The sequence below is a fragment of the uncultured Treponema sp. genome (assembly GCF_946187725.1).
GTDB lineage: Bacteria > Spirochaetota > Spirochaetia > Treponematales > Treponemataceae > Treponema_D.
Genome location: NZ_CAMHSK010000003.1, coordinates 60520 through 78562, shown reverse-complemented (window position 1 = coordinate 78562; position 18043 = coordinate 60520). Strand labels below are relative to the sequence as shown.

The window sequence follows — 18043 nt, the reverse complement described above, 5'->3', positions numbered from 1 at the left end:
TATGTTTTTTCATTTTGTAGCCTCCTTTGATAAGGATAGCCTTAAATTAATAAGACTATCCTTTGATAAAAACTCTCCGTGCCACAACTTGAATGATGTGCTATTTTAATATCCAAAATATGGACTTTCACAGGCAACTTTGCCTGGAGCTTTTGTTGTAAGTCCGTTATGAACAAGTACAACCAAAGCAGCATCTGTACTGTCTCCGCCTGTTGCAGGAGTAAAACTTGCAGTTCCTCCGCTTACAGTTACTGATTTACCAGAAACAGCATCAATATAAGTACCATCCAAAACTCCTGTCCAAGTATGAGTTCCGCTACCAACACCAACAAGACAATAAGAATCGATTGCCTCTCCTGTAATCTTGTTTGTTCCTGTATAGCGTCTCTTATAACCAGCCCAACCACCAGAATGTCCTAAAGTTGAATACTGTCCCATCTGAAGTGCGGGAACAGCAAGACGAATCTTGTTCAAATCACGCAAATGTTTACACATATCTTTACTCAAAGTTTTTTCAACCTCTCCGCTAGCTGAATAAACTCCGAAGTCTGTTGCCCTAACAGTTCCTTCAAGATGAGCTCCGTAGTAAGCTCGTCCAGTCTTTTCGAGTGACATATTTACGCCATTACTTCCACCGCCAGGCCAGTCATTTGGCTTACCAGCTGCAAAACGAATTTCAGAGCCATAGTAAACGATAGGAATACCACGGAATGTAAAGAGCATTGACCATGCACCGGCAAAGTCTCCCTGCCAGCGAGTTTCCCCCTTATTAGGACCGTAATCGTGACTATCTGTATACCAAGTTAAATATGTCGCATCATTGTATTTACCATCATTTCCCAATGCCCGGCCATAAGCTCCGCCAACACCATCACAGAATCCATTATGAGCAATAATATCAATTGTAGAAACATGATAATCACTTGAAGGTTCTACCTTGTGAGAATAATCAGGCATTCGATACTCATTACCATTCAGTAAATGGTTGTTTGAAATATCATAAAGATCTGGCTCAACTGTATTATCCCATGTGTAATTAGGCTGGCGTAAAGGTTTTGGTTTATCACTAAGATTGTTCACAAAGTTTGCAACTTCACCAAAGATAAAGAAATCACCACCTCCGCGAGCAGCTTTTGCATTTGCTGTAGCGGCTTCTTCCATAAATGCAGGCCAGAAATGATCATTCAATGTTTTTTTATCAACATGCATAATTGTGTCAACACGGAACATATCAACACCCATATCGATATATCGCTTATATGCATTGATTACATATTCCTGAACTTCTGCGCTTTCTGTATTCAAATCAGGACAATCTTCATGCATTGTTCGCAAATTTGCATCAGGATACTTATCGAACATTCCGCTGTCATTAAATCCGTTACTCCAAGCATGAACATGCATTTCAGGAGAATTAACATACTGGTCATAAATATAATCGGAAGTTTTTCCTCCATTTACTTCACTAAAATTACCTGTATCAGCTGTTAACACATAAGTTTCAGTTGTTGGCCACTGGAATTTGCTGGCAGTCGTTCCATTCATAGCAAGCTGAGAATATTTCTGAATATCCATTGGAAGGAATGGACGAACATCACCAACGAATGATACATACGGAGGCATATCTGTTCCTCCAACATCTACATTTTCATTTCCGATTTTAATTGTATATCCAGCAGGATATTTTCCAGGGCTAGTTAAGCCATCATATTCCCACCCATTCGGGAATTTTTGAACACTAGTAACACCTGTTTTATTTGCCACTCTATATGCAGATTCATAAGCATCTTCATCATAAGTAAAATTTTCCCAGCCTACTGGAGTAGGATATGTAAGAGGGTCTCGGTTATATTTGTACTCAATGAAATCCTTAAGACCAAAGCGACCAGAATGCTGGAGTACAATATCAAGACAAATCTTCATTCCACGAGCATGTGCTTCATCTATTACTCTTTGGAAATCATATCCCGGAGAAACAAGGCGAGCATCCTCGCGGTACATATCCCATGCATGATATCCATGATAACAAAGCGGACTTCTGTTCTGAACTACAGGCGTAATCCAAATACAAGTGAAGCCAAGAGCCTTGATGTAATCCATTTTTTCAACAAGACCTTTAAAATCACCTCGCCATGAAACATCTTCTGGACCTGTAAATCCATCTTCAGAAGAAGGAATATTGTCATTTGCACGAGCTTCTGTCCAAGAACAGTTTTCATCACCGATAGAGTTTGAAGAATCACCATCAAACCAGCGAGCTGTTAAAAGGAAGTAAATTGATTCCTGTCTAGGATCCCAGCGAGTTGCTTCAGGTGTTTTTCCAACACTATAGTAATACACTCCCGTAGCCTTATTTCCTGCAGCATCCATAGCAAGAATTCGAATTGTAAGATTTGAATCCATTGCAACAGGAATTGCCGTTCCTGCCGTATATTTTGAAGAATTTGTATTTGGAGTAGAATTATCCGATGTGTAATAGGCAGTTACTCCACTTGCACCCTTATTATCTGTAAATGTGAATGAAACAGAAATTGCATCCTGATAACGGCCAGGCTCCTTTGCAGGAACAATCACAGGTGCTTCAAGGTCTGCATCTGCATCGATTACATAAGAAACAGAAAGAACTTCTCCCCACTGTGTTGCCGCATCTGCATTATAACCGATTGCCTTTAATGTACAGCTTGAAGAAATGATAATTGCAGTTTTATAAACAGAAGAAGAAGCGTTTGGCGTAGAACCGTCTGTTGTGTAATAAATTTTATCTGAACTATTTGAACTTGTAAGAGTTACAGACTGAGCAATGTTATAAATACCACCGGCAACAGAAGCCTTTACAACAGGTGTTGCAGGTCGCTCTGGATTGTAACCCGTCCAAGCACCATCTTTGTACCACCATTCGCCGGCTTCGCGAGAAAGGTCATAAGTCTGTCCGTCGCCATTGAAAATCAAATTAGAACTTGCTGCAGGTATTTCTACATCGTACCAGCCATCTCCATCACTGTCTTCCATAGCTTTTCCAGACCAAGCACCAAAATATTCAACCTTAGGAGTTGTAGTAGACCAAGTATATATTTTTGTATAACCGCTAGAAACTAGACAATGCACAATAATTCTGTCCGTAACAGTTCCCAAATTGCCGATGTTAGTTGTATTTCCTGATGCAACAGTTGCATAAGTTTTTACAACCTGCTGACCATTCTTTGTTACATAGACAGGCCATGTTCCTGGTGCAATACCGCTTAAAGTTCCTTCGCCAGAAACAACATTTTCAGAAATAGAAGAAACCGGATCGCCAACCTGAATTGTACAGTCGTCATAGTAGTTTTTAAAACTGATGGAACCTGTCCCAAGTTCATAAACCGATATATCAGTGTTAATTCCATTTGAAGTACGATAATCAGAAGCTATAGCAGTAGCATCATACAAAGACCAGTTCTTTGTTGCACCAGAAAGTTTTGAATTAACGGCAGTTTTATCAACATTAGAAAGATTTTCCCCAGCCACACGAAGTGCTTCAAAAACCTCACCAAGGAGAGTCGTCGATTTATCTACACTTACATCATTACCCCCCGCATTAATATCTGTTACCGCACGAATTCTGTAAATACAAGTTTTAGAATCATCATATGCATAAACCGTGACGATACGATTTTTTCCAACAGGAATATTTTCAATAGTTAATTCGCCTTTTCCTTTGCCATCTAATTCATATTCTTCATCAGATTCAGAGCATTTTGAAACAATTGGACTTTCGATTCCCGAACCAGTAACATACCCCTTGGCATATTTCATATCAGAAACATTAAGTGCACGATTCTTTCCTCCCCCATTGACCGTAATGCTTCCGACTTCAATCTTGGAATCGTTTCCAAAAGACTTTGAAGAATCCTCAATGGTCAGATTGCTGCATGAACTGAACAAAAGAACTGCAGAAATCGTACCCAGCATGATTGACTGTTTCATACGATTCATTTTTTTTAACTCCAAAACTTTTTCTGATAAACTCGTGAAAAATAAACTAAGGAAGGCTAGAATTTCCAACCGGCACTCAAAGTCGGAGACCAGAGGAATGGAACACCGAAGGAAATTGCCGGAGCGATGTAAACATGTTCACTCAAAGAGATGTTGGCACCTGCAGAAAGGGCAAAGTAAGCACCAGCCTGATGAGGACCTGCGACATCATCATCGTACAAGACATACATACCAAGATTTGCTTTCACAAAAGGAGATACAACTGCATCATTCATGATGAGCCACTCAAAATACCATGATGAATTTGCAGAATAGTTCTTTGAAGCAGCGGTAAAATCCATCTGCATACCGATTAAAATTCCTGCATTTGGGAAAACAAGTGAATCGGCATGAACACCGCCAACAAAAGCATAACCGTCAGCAGACTCCATGTTTGTTCCAAGCTGAGCACCAACCCTGTATTTGTAGTTTGAAGATTCATTAGATGAGCGGGAAACTTTTTTTTCTTGAACAGAATTTGATTCGTAATCAGAAGAAGTGGTAAAAGCATCACCAAGCGCTTCATTTTCAAAAACCTCACCGTTCTGCGAAAAAGCGAACGATGCCACAATAACAAACAACCCAATAAAAAGACCTTTTTTCATAATGATTTAATTTTACGATGTGAAAAAATGATTAAGCAAATTTTTTTTCGATAAAAAATCATTTTCGGAAATTCGTCATAAATTTTTAAGAAAAAATTACAAAATTTCCATTATTTTTGAAGTAAACAATGACAGAAAAAGCACAAAACCGCACTAAAAAAGAAAAAACCGTCATTATTGCAACGACGGTTTGTAAAAAATTCATTTGTTTATTTAGCCTTATCGCTTGAAGACCCCTTGTGACGATTGTCGAAATAACCGCCGTCTTCAAGGTATCGTCGGCGCGTACGAATAAGATCAATCAATTCCTGATACATGTTATAGTCAATTTCAAGAGCCATCGGCAAAAGGAAATATTCAGTCTCGTCACAATATCGCTCGATGAATTTCGGATCAGTAACAAATCCGAGCGAAATCATATTGGAAATTCGGTCAGCACATTTTAGAATTTTGGCTTTCTGGCTGCCCGTGTCGATTATTCTCCGCAAAAACTGAATTTTATCTTCATCTTCGCGGCGAGTTACTTCAAGCACCAGGTCAAGAACAGCCTGCCCCTCAGAATCAGCATTGATTATCTCGTTACGGTCAAAATTAGAAATATCCTCAACGGTATCATGAACAAGGGAGGCTTTTAGAAGAACAGAGTCAATATAACCGTAGTCAATCAGAATTCCCAGTGTGTCAATCTGGTGACGGAACATATTTCCGCCCGCATGACGACCTTTTCCGATAAGCCCAGTGGCAAGCTGCATATAAGGCGCAACAACGATATGTTTGAGCTGATGCATATGCTCCTTATCCATCTGATCCGGCTTATCAACCTTCATCTCATACTTACTAGCCATAAAAGCCTCCTGTTACACGAAAAAAATGAAAGTGGAAAATAGAAAGTTTCAGTTTTCTTTCTATACGCCAAATTTTATTTGCTGCCGCCCTTCCGCACTTCGGTAACCCTCATTCCTTCGCTTTGCTTCGGAACTGCCTTCGGCAGGTGCTACACGGCGGGGCGGCATTTTCGTAAAAACAAAACCAACTTATTCGCTGTTTTTAGCTTTCCGTTTTCCGTTCTCCGTATTCAATTTATTTCAACGCTTCAATATAAGTCCCCAGTTTTTCGATTCTTCGTTTTGTCTCGGCAAGTTTATCGCGCTCAGCCTGAACAACCTCTGCAGGTGCATGCTCTGCGAATTTGCCGTTAAGCTTAGCTTCTGTGCGCTCTGCATCTTTCTGGTCCTTTTCCAAGTCTTTCTGGAAATGAACGAGAAGCTGCTCTTTATTGATATTTTCATCCAGAATGATGAATGCCTCAAATCCAACACCAACTGTACCAATTGACTTGGTTGGTTTGGCATCAACGAACTCAACCTTTGAAAGACCTGCCAAAAGCTGAATCATCTCAACCTTTTCGCGGCAAACTTCTGCTGCACTGCCCTTTTCGATAAGAACGGCAAGGTTGATTTTATCAGCCGGATTTACGCCACATTCATTGCGCAATCCACGGACGCTTCGAATAAGGTCCTGCAAAGCACCGAATCTTTCTGTAATCGCATCATCCTCACGGTTAGAATCAAATTCCGGGTAAGGAGCAGCAACAAGAAGGTCAGAATATGTTTCGTTAGACATGATTTTCTGAGTTCCGGCCTTTTTGCGGTTTTCGATAATTTCTGCCAATGGCAATTTTGAGTAAATTTCTTCGGTAACGAATGGAATAAACGGATGCAAAAGCCGCAAAGATTCTTCAAGAACGTTGAGAAGAACTGAAACTGCGCGGTCTTTCTCGTGGTCATCGCCGTGCCAGAATGAAAGTTTTGTGGCCTCAACATACCAGTCACAGAAATTGTTCCAGAAGAATTCGTAAACTGTTGAAGCGGCATCGTTGTATCGGTAGCCGTCAAGGGCTGCGCGAGCGTCCTGAGCAGCCTTGTTCAATGCCGTGAAAATCCATTTATCAAGCTCGTTGAGGTCGCTGTCCTTTACAGGAATCAAATTGCGGCCTTCAAGGTTGCCCAAAATGTATCGGCTTGCGTTCCATACTTTGTTACAGAAACGGCTTCCCATTTTGAATGAGTCGTTGTCAACAAGAACGTCCTGTCCCTGTGCTGCAAGGTATGAGAGAGTGAATTTGAGGGCGTCTGAGCCGTACTGATCGATGATGTCCAGAGGGTCGATTCCGTTTCCGAGTGATTTTGACATTTTGCGGCCCTGTTTGTCGCGAACGAGACCGTGGATGTAAATGTCGTGGAAAGGAGCCTTGCCTGTGAATTCAAGACCAGCCATAATCATGCGGCTTACCCAGAAGAAGATGATGTCGTAAGCTGTTACGAGAGCTGTTGTCGGGTAAAATTTCTTCAAGTCTTCAGTCTCTGAAGGCCAGCCCAAAGTTGAGAACGGCCAGAGCCAAGAAGAGAACCATGTGTCAAGAACATCAGGATCCTGTTTGAGGTTTGTGCTTCCGCATTTCGGACATTTTTTAACGTCCTCACGGCTAACGATTGTCTCACCGCATTCACAGTACCATGCAGGAATTCTGTGGCCCCACCAGATCTGGCGGCTTACACACCAGTCACGGATGTTTTCCATCCAGTGAGTGTATGTGTTTTCCCATTTTCGAGGGTAGAATACGATTTCACCGTCTCGCCAGGCTTTGAGAGCCTTTTCGGCAAGCGGCTTCATTTTTACGAACCACTGATAGCTCAAATACGGCTCAACGACTGTCTTACAGCGGTAACAATGTCCGACTGAGTGAACCATCTTTTCTTCGCCCTTGTAAAGGCCAGCCTCGGTCAAATCTTCGATTACGAGCTTACGAGCCTGCTCACATTTGAGGCCGCGGTATTTTTCAGGAACATTGTCGTTCAAAGTGCCGTCTGGGTTCAAAAGATTTACGACTTCAAGATTGTGGCGCAAACCAACTTCCCAGTCGTTCGGGTCGTGTGCAGGTGTGATTTTTACCATACCCGTTCCGAATTCTTTATCTACATATGAATCTGCAATAATCGGGATTTCTTTGCCGGTAAGTGGCAGTTTGAGCATTTTGCCAACCAGGTCCTTGTAACGCTCGTCATCAGGGTTTACGGCAACGGCTGTATCACCAAAGAATGTCTCAGGGCGGGTTGTTGCAACTTCGATTTTTCCGCTTCCATCTGCATATTCATAATAAAGGTGATACATTGCGCCCTGTGTATCAACATGGTCAACTTCATCATCAGCAAGAGCAGTACCACAGCGAGGGCACCAGTTTACAAGACGCTGGCCCTTGTACATAAGTCCGCGCTCATACAAAGTTACGAAAACATCACGAACAGCTTTTGAAAGACCTTCGTCATAAGTAAATCGCTCGCGGCTCCAGTCAACAGAGTTTCCGAGCTTTTTCTGCTGCTTTACGATTGTGTCATGGTGCTCGTGGGTTACTTCCCAAGTGCGCTCAATGAACTTTTCGCGGCCCAGGTCATTTCGTGTCTTGCCTTCTTTTTTAAGGGCACGCTCAACGACATTCTGAGTAGCAATGCCCGCATGGTCAGTGCCTGGAACCCAGAGAGTGTCATCGCCCTTCATTCGGTGATAGCGGACAACGATATCCTGCAAAGTGTTGTTGAGACCGTGCCCCATGTGAAGAACGCCAGTTACATTTGGCGGCGGAATGACGACTGTATATTTGATGTTAGATTTTTTCTGAGAATGAACAGGAGAATCAGAATCGCTGGCAGGCTTGAAAAATCCCTTTTCAACCCACTGAGTGTAAATTCTGTCTTCAAAATCCTTTGGATTATAAGCTTTTTCCAATTCAATAGCGTGCATAAAAAAACGACCTCTAAAAAAATTATGAGGCTATTATATTGAAAAAATGAGTAATGAGCAATTAGAAGTTAGCAGATAGCAGTGTGCAGTGAGCAATTTTTTTTGCCACCTGCTCACTGCTACTTGCTAACTAAATACGGTCAGCACAATCAAGCAATTTTCGGAAAGCAGAATCTTCTTTTTTAAGTTCCCTTGAACCACGCGTAATCTTGCAGAGGGAAATATGGAATTTTTTAGCAATTTCACGCTGAGTCGTACCTTTGTCAATTTCACGAACAAGAAGCCAGCGTTTTGCAAAATCATTTAATTCTGCTGGAGTAAAAAGACATCCGAAAAAATCATAAATAAAAGAGGCGTCGTTGTTTTTTGAAAGAAGATTGCACATCTCGCGAAGAGAATTTTCCAAATCAGCGGCATCAAGCTCCTGATTTTCATTCATTTTTTCATTCATACCAGAATATTCTAGCACATTTTTCTATTGAAAGAAACAAGTTTTAAACAAAAATATCCGCAAAAAAAATCCCCGCACGGATGCGGGGAAATTGCTCTATTCAGTAGGGCGTTTCTTCAAGTTTTTGCTTTCTTTTACAGCCTGACCTTCACCTACTTTCTGCTCCATCATAGCGCGTACTTTGAGTGGCAAGCCGAACAATGTGATGAATCCCTGAGCGTCCTTGTGGTTGTAAAGTTCGCCAGTTGTGAATGAAGCGATGTCTTCATTGTAAAGACTGTATTTTGAGCCACTTCCTGCGGCACGAATCTGACCTTTTACGAGCTTGACTTTTGTCCAGCCTGTAACAGTCTGCTGAGTTGAGTCAACAAAAGCCATAAGAGCATCATAAAGCGGCGTGAAAACTTTTCCGTCATAAATCAATTCTGCAAGACGCAAAGAAACCTGCTGCTTGTAGTGATATGTGTCGCGGTCAAGACAAATGTGATCCATCATGCGGTGAGCGAAGTAAAGGATTGCTCCGCCCGGTGTCTCATAAACACCACGGCTCTTCATGCCGACGCAGCGATTCTCGCAGATGTCAACGAGACCAACGCCGTTTCTTCCGCCGATTTTGTTGAGTTCGGTCATAAGTTCAAGGCCGTTCATCTTTTTGCCGTTTACGCTTACAGGAATGCCTTTTTCCCATTCAATTGTTACATACTCGCCTTCATCAGAAGCCTTTTCTGGAACAACAGTATTTTTGAGCATATGAGGATAATTCGGCTCGTTCTCAGTCTTCTCAAGTTCAAGACCTTCGTGCGAAATGTGCCAGATGTTCTCGTCGCGTGAATAAGACTGGTCTTTCTTCATTGGAACTTCGAGACCACGGTCTTCAAGGAATTTAATCTCGGCATCGCGGCTGTCCATGTTCCATTTGTCGTCACGCCAAGCAGCGATTACACGCAAATCCGGAGCAAAAGCCTTGATTGCAAGCTCGAAACGAACCTGGTCATTGCCTTTTCCTGTAGCACCGTGACAGATTGCAACAGCACCTTCCTGACGAGCATATTCTACAAGGATTTTACCAATGAGAGGGCGCGCTGTAGAAGTTCCGAGCAAATATTCGTCTTCGTAAACAGCATTAGCCTTGAGGGCCGGCCAGATGTATTCTTCGATGTATTCCTGTCGTGCGTCAACGACATAGCAGGCAGAAGCGCCGGTTTTGAGGGCGCGGCCTTTGATAAGTTCCCAATCATCGCCCTGACCGACATCGATACAGACAGCGATTACATCATAATCATAGTTTTCTTTGAGCCACGGAATGATAACAGTCGTGTCCAAACCGCCTGAATAAGCAAGAATTACTTTGTCTTTAGCCATAAAAATGCCTCGCTAAAATATAAAAAAAATGAATATTTATGCAAAAATCATAGCGTTTTACGAAAAAATATGCAAGTCTCATGCAAGGCTGATGCAAGACCAGAATGCTGTTCAATTTGCAAACATCGGCAGATACGGCACGATTATGACATCGTTTTTTTCGACTTTATAAGGACTTTCAAAGTCAAAATCCTCCAAGATTTTATCCGCATCAAGTTTAAAAGTGACATCTTCTCTTTCAACATACATTTCCGCCAAATCAGAAAAATCAGTGAACATATTCCTGATTCGCCTGATAAGGGAAGCGTAACTTTCTTCTATATAAAAGTGTATTTTCGTCTTATACATTTTGTCGCTTTCGATTGCGTGTATATCAGAATCAGATTTCATCGTGAGCGGATTTTTTATGATTCCCTTTATCTCGACAACAGGCTGCTGCACGCTCCAATCGGGGATAAAAATTCTGTCTTTATCGTTAAGAACGAAATTATTTTCCAAATCTGCCTCTGAAAGGTAGAGAACTTTTTCAAGAACAATATCTTCATCACAAATTCGCACCAACTGAATTTTTGAGAGATTCGCGGTTTTCGTCGCATTGGAAGCATACGAAAACACCAAATCCCGTAAATTTTCACCATCAAGAAGTTCATAAACACCTGGTCGCTCAACAGAGCCGCTTATGCTGACTTTTCGGTCACACCGACCTACAAATATTTTATCTCCCGGCCGCAAATACGGATTTTGGGAGAAATCACCGCTCCGCGAAGCCTTGAACAAATCATAAATTCGTTTTTTGCCATCGGCTGAAATCACCGTGACAGAACGGTTCGAAGAATAAGAAGTCATGCTTGAAGCGATAAAAGCCGAAAGTCTCGTCAATGCCCATGCTTTTCGCTCCGAAGCCGTCCTAACCTCCCCGACAATGCTGACAAGAAAAACAGCAGGATTTTGAAGCACGAATTGAGTTCCTGCCATTGGATAATTTTGGCTTACGAGATATTCGACCTGCACCTTCAGCTGATTATAGGTAAGACCAGCACACTTTATGACACCAAGATTTGCGACACGAATCTTATAACTTGTATCGACAGGGATTGTATAATGAACAGGAGTCGCCCCAGCCGCAAATGCAAGACTGTAAACATCGCCCGCCGTGACAGGATAATTCGGAACTGACATGGCAAGTTGCGGGTCTGCAAGAAGCTGAACGGACTCATTCACACTTTCTTTGGATTTTGTTTCGTCCACTGTTACGGAAGTGACCGGCGGCGAGAATCCTTCCGCATGAGAGAAAGGTGTAAAAATCAGAATAAATAAGAAAATCGAAATATCTTTTTTAAGCGAATGAACCAGCATACAAAAACTACTAAAGATTCTAAAAACTACTGTAGTATATCACTACTATAGTAGCTAATCAAGTCCAAAAAACAACCATTGTTATAAACTTAATCATGGGTTTTTGGGCAAAAGTTGAACAGGAAAGAGAATATCAGGGTTTGTCTCGAAAAGAACTGGCATTCAAAGCAAATATTACATATCAGGGAATAGGACTTGGTTTAGAGCGAGACAGTATGCCAGGTGCGGACACGGCAATAAAAATCTCAAAAGTTTTGGATGTACCCATTGAATATCTAGTTGGCGAAGAAAAAACAAAGATACAGCTATCATTCTCAGAAGAAAACTCAGATGAGAACATCAAAATGAGAAGCATCAATCTTTACAAAAAAAATCAGCAGCTCATTGAAAATCTGGAAAAACTTCCGCTCTCCATTAAAGAACCGATAATTCAGATGGTAAAAAAACTTGCTGATAATCTTGAGCCTTCATCTACATTAAATCCGGGACATTAGGCACACATGTTTCAAGTTCTTCCTTGGGTATTTTGTTGAAGATTCTGACCAAATCCGCGTCCAGCTGACTTCCCGCCACCTCGTTGATAATTTTCATCGCAGTCTCGTGGCTCATGGGCTCCTTGTAAGAGCGGCGCATGGTGATTGCAGAATATGTGTCGCAGATTGAGATTATTTTTGCAGGCAGGGGAATTTGCTCCGCCGTCAAGCCGTAATAGCCCTTTCCGTCAATACGCTCGTGATGATACAAAATCCATGGCATTATATTGTCAAAAGAGTGTATGGGCGACATGAATTTTACGCCGAGATTGGGATGATCTTTCATTATCTTCCATTCCTCATCATCCAGCTTGCCCGGCTTGTTCAGCACTTTTTCCGGGATTCCAAGTTTTCCCACATCGTGCATGAGGGCGGCATATTCAAGACTCAGGGCATTGATGTTTTTTCGCATTTCGGCAGGAAGATATTTATAGAAGAGCATTGTAAGATTCTGCACATAGCGGCTGTGTCCGTTTAAGTTCGGGTCTCGTGACTCAATCATGCCGACCAGAGTTTCTGTCATGGAAAGACAGTTTCCTTTACGGTAAAGACAAGGCGGAAAAGCAAAGTGAGGATAATCGCGACAAAAATGCTGCCTCCGAAAAGCACGCCCGCCATCATCAAATCAGGATTGCTGAAAAATCCGATGAAAATATATCCGCCGAGGAAAAATATAAGCAGGATGAGGGCAGTAATTTTCAGAATCGACACATAGCCTTTGCCGCCGGTGAGGACATCCTTTAAACTCAATGAAAATCGGATATAGCGCACAATATTTGTGACCATTATGAGAACACCGCAAGCAATCATTGAATAAATAAGAAAAGTCATAAATAAAATTATAACACAGAAAGCGTAATGTTGACAGCAAAAAGACTATTTAAAGATTTCGTTTTTGTGAATCCGCCCCAGCTCATGTGCCGCTTCCAGAATTGTAAAATCGCTGTGTTCTTTTTTGAAATTATTCAAATCGATGGAAAAACGGTTCATGGAAAAGTGCTGAAAGACAAAAACTTTCTCCCAAGCCTTACTCTCGCCGTAAGATTTTTTCAGCTCGTCCCTGTATTCAAGGAAAAGCCCCTTCCCTTTAAGCTCCGCATAGCCTACAAGCCATACTTCCGGCTCGATTCCGCCTTCACGGGCCGCGGCACACAAATCTTTATGAAGCTGAGCCGTTTTTTGAGCCATGTAAATCTGACTTTCTGAGATGATTTTTGCGATTTTCTGGCCGCCATTTTTCAGAAGATATTTTAGGTGATTCGTCTTTGCCGTGTGAAGCGGAGTTTTGTTCAGGATAATGGCATTTTTTCGGAAATCAGTATTGAATTCAGGATTTTTCAGAAAGAAGCCTGAGGCAATCTTCCCGCTCTGACCCACGAGATACTTTTGATTATAGCTTCGTTGCTCGTCTTTTCCGGGGTTGTCGCCAATCACAATCAAGCGGATTTCGCTTTCCTGAGTGATTTCATCAAGGGAAGTGTTGTAAACCACGGGGGTTTCAATGGGGTATTCAGGCGTATCCTTTAAGCGGGCTGCAATCTGCAGGGGCCTTAAGTCTTCGCCGTAAGCAGAAGAAAGTTCATCGCAATAAGAGCGGAAAGAGCTTCGGAAATCAGAAAAAATCTTGAACTGGGCTGGAGTCATGGAAATATTATAGAAAAAAAAGTGAAAATTGAAAACCGAAACATGAAAAGCCAGGCTCCCGAATCTCAAATAAATCAGAGTCCGGCTTTTAGGGAAGTGCAGATTAACACTTGATGCGATTAATCCGCACTTCCCGTCAAATTGCCGTAACTTTCTGAGTTACGGACAATTTGCAACATTCAATGAGAACACTGATTAATTCTCTATTGAATTAATCAGTGTTTCCTTAAGAAAATCCTTCGATACATAAAAAATCCTGCCAGCGTGGTCAGGCTTTCCGTGACAGGAAATGTAAGCCAGAAATATTCCAGACCGAAGCGGGAAAAAATCCAGCCGAGAGGCACAAAAAGAATGACAGTCCTGATAATTGTCAGAAGGGAGCTTCGGACTGGAAGAGAAAGAGCCTGAAAAACGACAGGAAACATAAGGGAAGTCACCATGGGAAGAAAACTGACGCCGATAAAGTGAAAGCCCCAGCTGCCGATTTTTATGACTTCTTCATCGCTTGTAAAAAAGCGGAACATAGGACCTGGAATAAACTCGAAGCAGAGGGTTCCCACAGCCATGAGGGAAAGGCCAAAGATGATTGAGTCCCGGACGATTCTTTTGCAGCGGTCAAAATTCTCTGCCCCGAAATTGAAGCTCAAAATCGGGACGACACAAGTCTGCATGGCTCCAAGAGGAATGAAAAAGAAAGTCTGCCACTTGTAGTAAAGGCCCAGTGCCGTAACAGCCGCATCAGAAAATCCTTCAAGAATCAGGTTGAGGCCAAGAATATAGAAAGTATAGGCCGCCTGCATGAGCATATTGGGAAGCCCCAACTTAAAGACAAGAAAAGCATAAGGAGCAAAAAATTTGAGCAGGAGAGGTGGACGAAAGCCCTTTGGCATGACAAGGAGAGCCGCCGCAATCTGACCTGCCACCGTCGCAATTGCCGCCCCCTCGATTCCAAGACGGGGAAGGCCACAGAGCCCGAAAATCAAAAAAGGGTCCAGGACTATGTTTACAATGGCTCCGACAATCTGGGCAAGCATGGGAAGCCGCATGTTTCCGTAAGCCTGAATGACTTTAGTCCAGACGCTTTCAAAAAAAAGACCGAAACTGAAAATACAGCAGATTCGTCCGTAAATGATGACCTCGCCAATCACTTCTTCAGAGTCGGTAAAGAGTCTGGCATAAGAGGGCATGAATAAAAATCCCAGAATCGCGCACAAAAGCCAAAGAATAAAGGCAAGAGGAAGGGCGATTTGGGCAAATTTCTCACTTTCTTCCCTTCGTCCCCGCCCCATTTTCATAGCCATGGCCGTATTGATTCCAACTCCACTCCCAACCGCAAGCGCAATCATCAGAAGCTGAAAGGGGTAAATAATCGAAAGAGCCGTAAGCCCCGCAAGTCCGTTCCGGCCGATAAAAAAACTGTCAACGATATTGTAAAGAGCCTGAATCAGCTGGGCAAACATCACAGGAGGAGCGAGCCTGAAAAGCAGGCGACTGACCTTTTCCCGCCCAAAAAGTTCACTGGTTGTCATGGAATTCTCTTGGCAGGAAGTATAGTCTTTTTACAGAAAATGATAAAGGACAAAAAAACTCCGCCACCCTCACGAGCGACGGAGTTTCCCTAATCAGAGTTTGCTTTACATTACTCTTTAGTTCTTTGCGACAAACTCTTCAGTGTAGTAAGCGTCTGTGAGAATCTTCTTCATGTCCTCAACGAGTGGAACGCGTGGGTTAACTGGAGAACACTGATCCTCGTAAGCGAGGTAAGCGAGCTTCTCGACATTTGCGAGATACTCTTTTTCATCCAAGCCCTGTCCCTTGAAGTTCATGACGATGCCCAAGCGCATACCGAGCTCACCACAAGCCTTAGCATAAGACTCTACGCCCTCTTCTATTGTTTTTGCTGGGAGACCGAGCATACGAGCAAGCTCGCAGTATCGCTCAGCAGCCTTGAAGTAGTTGTATTTTGGCCATGTTGAGATCTTGTCTGGCTGTGTACCATTGTAACGGATTGTGAATGGCAAGAGGATAGCGTTAGCGCGTCCGTGTGGAACATGGAATTCACCACCAATCTTGTGAGCCATAGAGTGGTTCATACCGAGGAAGGCATTTGCGAATGCCATACCTGCGAGACAAGAAGCGTTGTGCATCTTCTCGCGAGCTTCTGTGTCGGCGCCGCCGTTGTTGTAAGAACGCTCGAGGTACTTGAACACCATCTTGATAGCCTGAATACAGAGACCGTCTGTATAGTCGTTAGCCATTGTTGAGACATAAGCCTCTGTTGCGTGTGTAAGAACGTCCATACCTGTATCGGCAACGATCTTCTTTGGCAAGCCATAAGTGAATGTTGGGTCAACGATAGCGATTGTCGGTGTGAGAGAGTAGTCAGCGAGAGGATATTTCTTGTGCTCTGTTTTGTCTGTGATAACTGCGAATGGAGTAACCTCAGAACCTGTACCAGATGTTGTCGGGATACAAACGAGCTGAGCTTTTTTGCCCAAGTCTGGATAGCGGAATGCACGCTTACGGATATCCATGAATTTCTGTTTGAGGTCGTTGAAGTCAACTTCTGGGTACTCGTAGAAGAGCCACATACCTTTAGCACAGTCCATAGAAGAACCACCACCAAGAGCGATGATTGTATCTGGAGCGAATGTGCGCATAAGCTCAACACCTTCGCGTACAGTCTGGATTGATGGATCCGGCTCAACATCGCAGAAGAGCTGATACTGTACAGGATCGCGGCGAAGTTTGAGCTGGTCAGTGATTTTGTCAACGAAGCCAAGCTCAACCATAGAGCGATCTGTTACGATGATAACTTTGTGAACATCCTTCATCTGGTGGATGTATTCGATTGAGTCACGCTCAAAGAAGATTTTTGACGGTACTTTGAACCACTGCATATTATTTCGTCTCCTACCCAATTTCTTAACGTTCAAGAGGTTAATTGCACTTACATTGTCGTCTGTAGAGTTGTGTCCATAAGAACCACAACCAAGTGTAAGTGACGGAATGAATGCATTGTAAACATTACCGATACCACCGAATGTTGAAGGAGAGTTCCAGATTACGCGGATAGCAGGAACGAGATCGCCGAATTTCTCTGCCAATTCTTTGTTAGAAGTGTGGATAGCAGCTGAGTGACCGAGACCACCGAATTCGAGGAACTGTTTTGCTTTGTTCATACCGTCTTCTGTGCTAGAAGCTTTGAGGACAGCGAGAACTGGAGAAAGTTTTTCGCGAGTGAGTGGCTCGTTAACGCCAACTTCTTTACACTCAGCGAGGATGATGCTTGTGCGCTCAGGAATGTCGAAACCTGCGTTCTTAGCAAGAACAACCGGATTCATACCTGGAACGATAGCATTGAGTTTAGCAACTGTTGGGTCGCCGTCTACGCCAAACATGTATTTCTCGAGCATTTTCTTTTCTTTGTCGTTACAAAGATATGCACGATATTCTTTGAATGTTTTGATTGCATCATTGTAGATTTCTTTATCGATGATTGCGCCCTGTTCAGAAGCACAAATCATACCATTATCGAATGCTTTTGACATTACGATATCATTGATAGCCTGCTTGAGGTTACAAGTTTTTTCAACATAAGCAGGAACATTGCCGGCACCAACACCGAGAGCTGGTTTACCCTGAGAGTAAGCAGCACGAACCATTGCGTTACCGCCAGTTGCAAGAATTGTTGCAACACCAGGATGACCAATGAGAAGGTTTGTTTTTTCGAGAGATGGCTCAACAATCCACTGAATACAATCTTTTGGAGCACCAGCAGCAACAGCAGCGTCATAGACAACTTTTGCAGCAGCGATAGAACACTGAATTGCGCTTGGGTGGAAAGAGAAGATGATTGGGTTACGAGTTTTCAAACAGATGAGAGATTTGAAAATTGCTGTTGAAGTCGGGTTTGTAACAGGAGTAAGACCAGCAACAACACCTACAGGCTCAGCGATTTTAACGACACCAGTTACATCGTTATCCTCAATAACACCAACAGTCTTGAGGTGGCGCATGTGGTTTACGACATACTCACAAGCAAAGAGGTTCTTTGTAGCCTTGTCTTCAAAGACACCACGTTTTGTCTCTTCTACTGCAAGTTTAGCAAGAACACCATGCTGATCGAGAGCAGCAACACTGGCTTTTGCTACGATGTAGTCAATCTTTTCCTGATCGTAAGAAGCATAAGCCTCCAACGCCTTCTGAGCTTTTGCAACAAGCTCATTGATTTCTTTCTGTGGTTCTGAAAGTTCAGTTGTTTCTTCAGCCATCTGAAATAC

At 42.8% G+C, this 18043-nt stretch carries 13 protein-coding genes; 1 reads left to right on the top strand and 12 read right to left on the bottom strand.

Going from position 1 to position 18043, the window contains the following annotated elements; all coding sequences use genetic code 11:
• Positions 1-105 precede the first annotated feature (105 nt).
• From Q0Q74_RS02260 to Q0Q74_RS02230, 7 genes are all read right to left on the bottom strand, one after another.
• Positions 106-3972, bottom strand: coding sequence for an alpha-amylase family glycosyl hydrolase (locus tag Q0Q74_RS02260; RefSeq protein WP_294428103.1), 3867 nt, complete (start codon positions 3970-3972; stop codon positions 106-108).
• A 56-nt stretch (positions 3973-4028) separates the two neighbouring features.
• Positions 4029-4616, bottom strand: coding sequence for a hypothetical protein (locus Q0Q74_RS02255; protein ID WP_294428101.1), 588 nt, complete (start codon positions 4614-4616; stop codon positions 4029-4031).
• Positions 4617-4825: 209 nt separating this feature from the next.
• Complete coding sequence (locus Q0Q74_RS02250) at positions 4826-5419, bottom strand: hypothetical protein (protein WP_294428205.1); 594 nt, start codon at positions 5417-5419, stop codon at positions 4826-4828.
• A gap of 277 nt (positions 5420-5696) precedes the next feature.
• Entirely contained in the window at positions 5697-8414 is a 2718-nt protein-coding gene (locus Q0Q74_RS02245; protein WP_294428098.1) for a valine--tRNA ligase, read from the bottom strand.
• 130 nt (positions 8415-8544) lie between these two features.
• The gene (locus Q0Q74_RS02240) at positions 8545-8865 is read right to left on the bottom strand and encodes a Trp family transcriptional regulator (RefSeq protein WP_294428096.1); all 321 of its coding nucleotides are present in this window, start codon (positions 8863-8865) and stop codon (positions 8545-8547) included.
• 96 nt (positions 8866-8961) lie between these two features.
• The gene (locus Q0Q74_RS02235) at positions 8962-10227 is read right to left on the bottom strand and encodes an argininosuccinate synthase (protein WP_294428094.1); all 1266 of its coding nucleotides are present in this window, start codon (positions 10225-10227) and stop codon (positions 8962-8964) included.
• 111 nt (positions 10228-10338) lie between these two features.
• Positions 10339-11583 carry an SLBB domain-containing protein gene (locus tag Q0Q74_RS02230; protein ID WP_294428092.1) on the bottom strand — a complete coding sequence of 415 codons (1245 nt, stop codon included), beginning with the start codon at positions 11581-11583 and terminating at the stop codon, positions 10339-10341.
• Between the two features lie 95 nt (positions 11584-11678).
• On the opposite strand from Q0Q74_RS02230, the gene Q0Q74_RS02225 reads away from it, so the two are divergent.
• Complete coding sequence (locus Q0Q74_RS02225; RefSeq protein ID WP_294428089.1) at positions 11679-12077, top strand: helix-turn-helix domain-containing protein; 399 nt, start codon at positions 11679-11681, stop codon at positions 12075-12077.
• Here Q0Q74_RS02225 and Q0Q74_RS02220 read toward each other — a convergent pair.
• From Q0Q74_RS02220 to adhE, 5 genes are all read right to left on the bottom strand, one after another.
• On the bottom strand, positions 12055-12639 hold the full coding sequence (locus tag Q0Q74_RS02220) for an HD-GYP domain-containing protein (RefSeq protein ID WP_294428088.1): 585 nt from the start codon (positions 12637-12639) through the stop codon (positions 12055-12057). The genes Q0Q74_RS02225 and Q0Q74_RS02220 overlap by 23 nt on opposite strands.
• Positions 12636-12947, bottom strand: coding sequence for a hypothetical protein (locus Q0Q74_RS02215; RefSeq protein ID WP_294428086.1), 312 nt, complete (start codon positions 12945-12947; stop codon positions 12636-12638). Before Q0Q74_RS02215 ends, Q0Q74_RS02220 begins: the two co-directional genes overlap by 4 nt.
• Before the next feature lie 45 nt (positions 12948-12992).
• Positions 12993-13760, bottom strand: coding sequence for a hypothetical protein (locus Q0Q74_RS02210; protein WP_294428083.1), 768 nt, complete (start codon positions 13758-13760; stop codon positions 12993-12995).
• 215 nt (positions 13761-13975) lie between these two features.
• The gene (locus tag Q0Q74_RS02205; protein WP_294428081.1) at positions 13976-15289 is read right to left on the bottom strand and encodes an MATE family efflux transporter; all 1314 of its coding nucleotides are present in this window, start codon (positions 15287-15289) and stop codon (positions 13976-13978) included.
• A gap of 117 nt (positions 15290-15406) precedes the next feature.
• Entirely contained in the window at positions 15407-18034 is a 2628-nt protein-coding gene (gene adhE / locus Q0Q74_RS02200) for a bifunctional acetaldehyde-CoA/alcohol dehydrogenase (protein WP_294428079.1), read from the bottom strand.
• Between the last annotated feature and the right edge of the window lie 9 nt (positions 18035-18043).

Coding starts and splice junctions, on each gene's coding strand:
- Q0Q74_RS02260 (WP_294428103.1), bottom strand. CDS start 3,972: ATGAATCGTATGAAACAGTCAATCATGCTGGGTACGATTTCTGCAGTT.
- Q0Q74_RS02255 (WP_294428101.1), bottom strand. CDS start 4,616: ATGAAAAAAGGTCTTTTTATTGGGTTGTTTGTTATTGTGGCATCGTTC.
- Q0Q74_RS02250 (WP_294428205.1), bottom strand. CDS start 5,419: ATGGATAAGGAGCATATGCATCAGCTCAAACATATCGTTGTTGCGCCT.
- Q0Q74_RS02245 (WP_294428098.1), bottom strand. CDS start 8,414: ATGCACGCTATTGAATTGGAAAAAGCTTATAATCCAAAGGATTTTGAA.
- Q0Q74_RS02240 (WP_294428096.1), bottom strand. CDS start 8,865: ATGAATGAAAAAATGAATGAAAATCAGGAGCTTGATGCCGCTGATTTG.
- Q0Q74_RS02235 (WP_294428094.1), bottom strand. CDS start 10,227: ATGGCTAAAGACAAAGTAATTCTTGCTTATTCAGGCGGTTTGGACACG.
- Q0Q74_RS02230 (WP_294428092.1), bottom strand. CDS start 11,583: ATGCTGGTTCATTCGCTTAAAAAAGATATTTCGATTTTCTTATTTATT.
- Q0Q74_RS02225 (WP_294428089.1), top strand. CDS start 11,679: ATGGGTTTTTGGGCAAAAGTTGAACAGGAAAGAGAATATCAGGGTTTG.
- Q0Q74_RS02220 (WP_294428088.1), bottom strand. CDS start 12,639: ATGACAGAAACTCTGGTCGGCATGATTGAGTCACGAGACCCGAACTTA.
- Q0Q74_RS02215 (WP_294428086.1), bottom strand. CDS start 12,947: ATGACTTTTCTTATTTATTCAATGATTGCTTGCGGTGTTCTCATAATG.
- Q0Q74_RS02210 (WP_294428083.1), bottom strand. CDS start 13,760: ATGACTCCAGCCCAGTTCAAGATTTTTTCTGATTTCCGAAGCTCTTTC.
- Q0Q74_RS02205 (WP_294428081.1), bottom strand. CDS start 15,289: ATGACAACCAGTGAACTTTTTGGGCGGGAAAAGGTCAGTCGCCTGCTT.
- adhE (WP_294428079.1), bottom strand. CDS start 18,034: ATGGCTGAAGAAACAACTGAACTTTCAGAACCACAGAAAGAAATCAAT.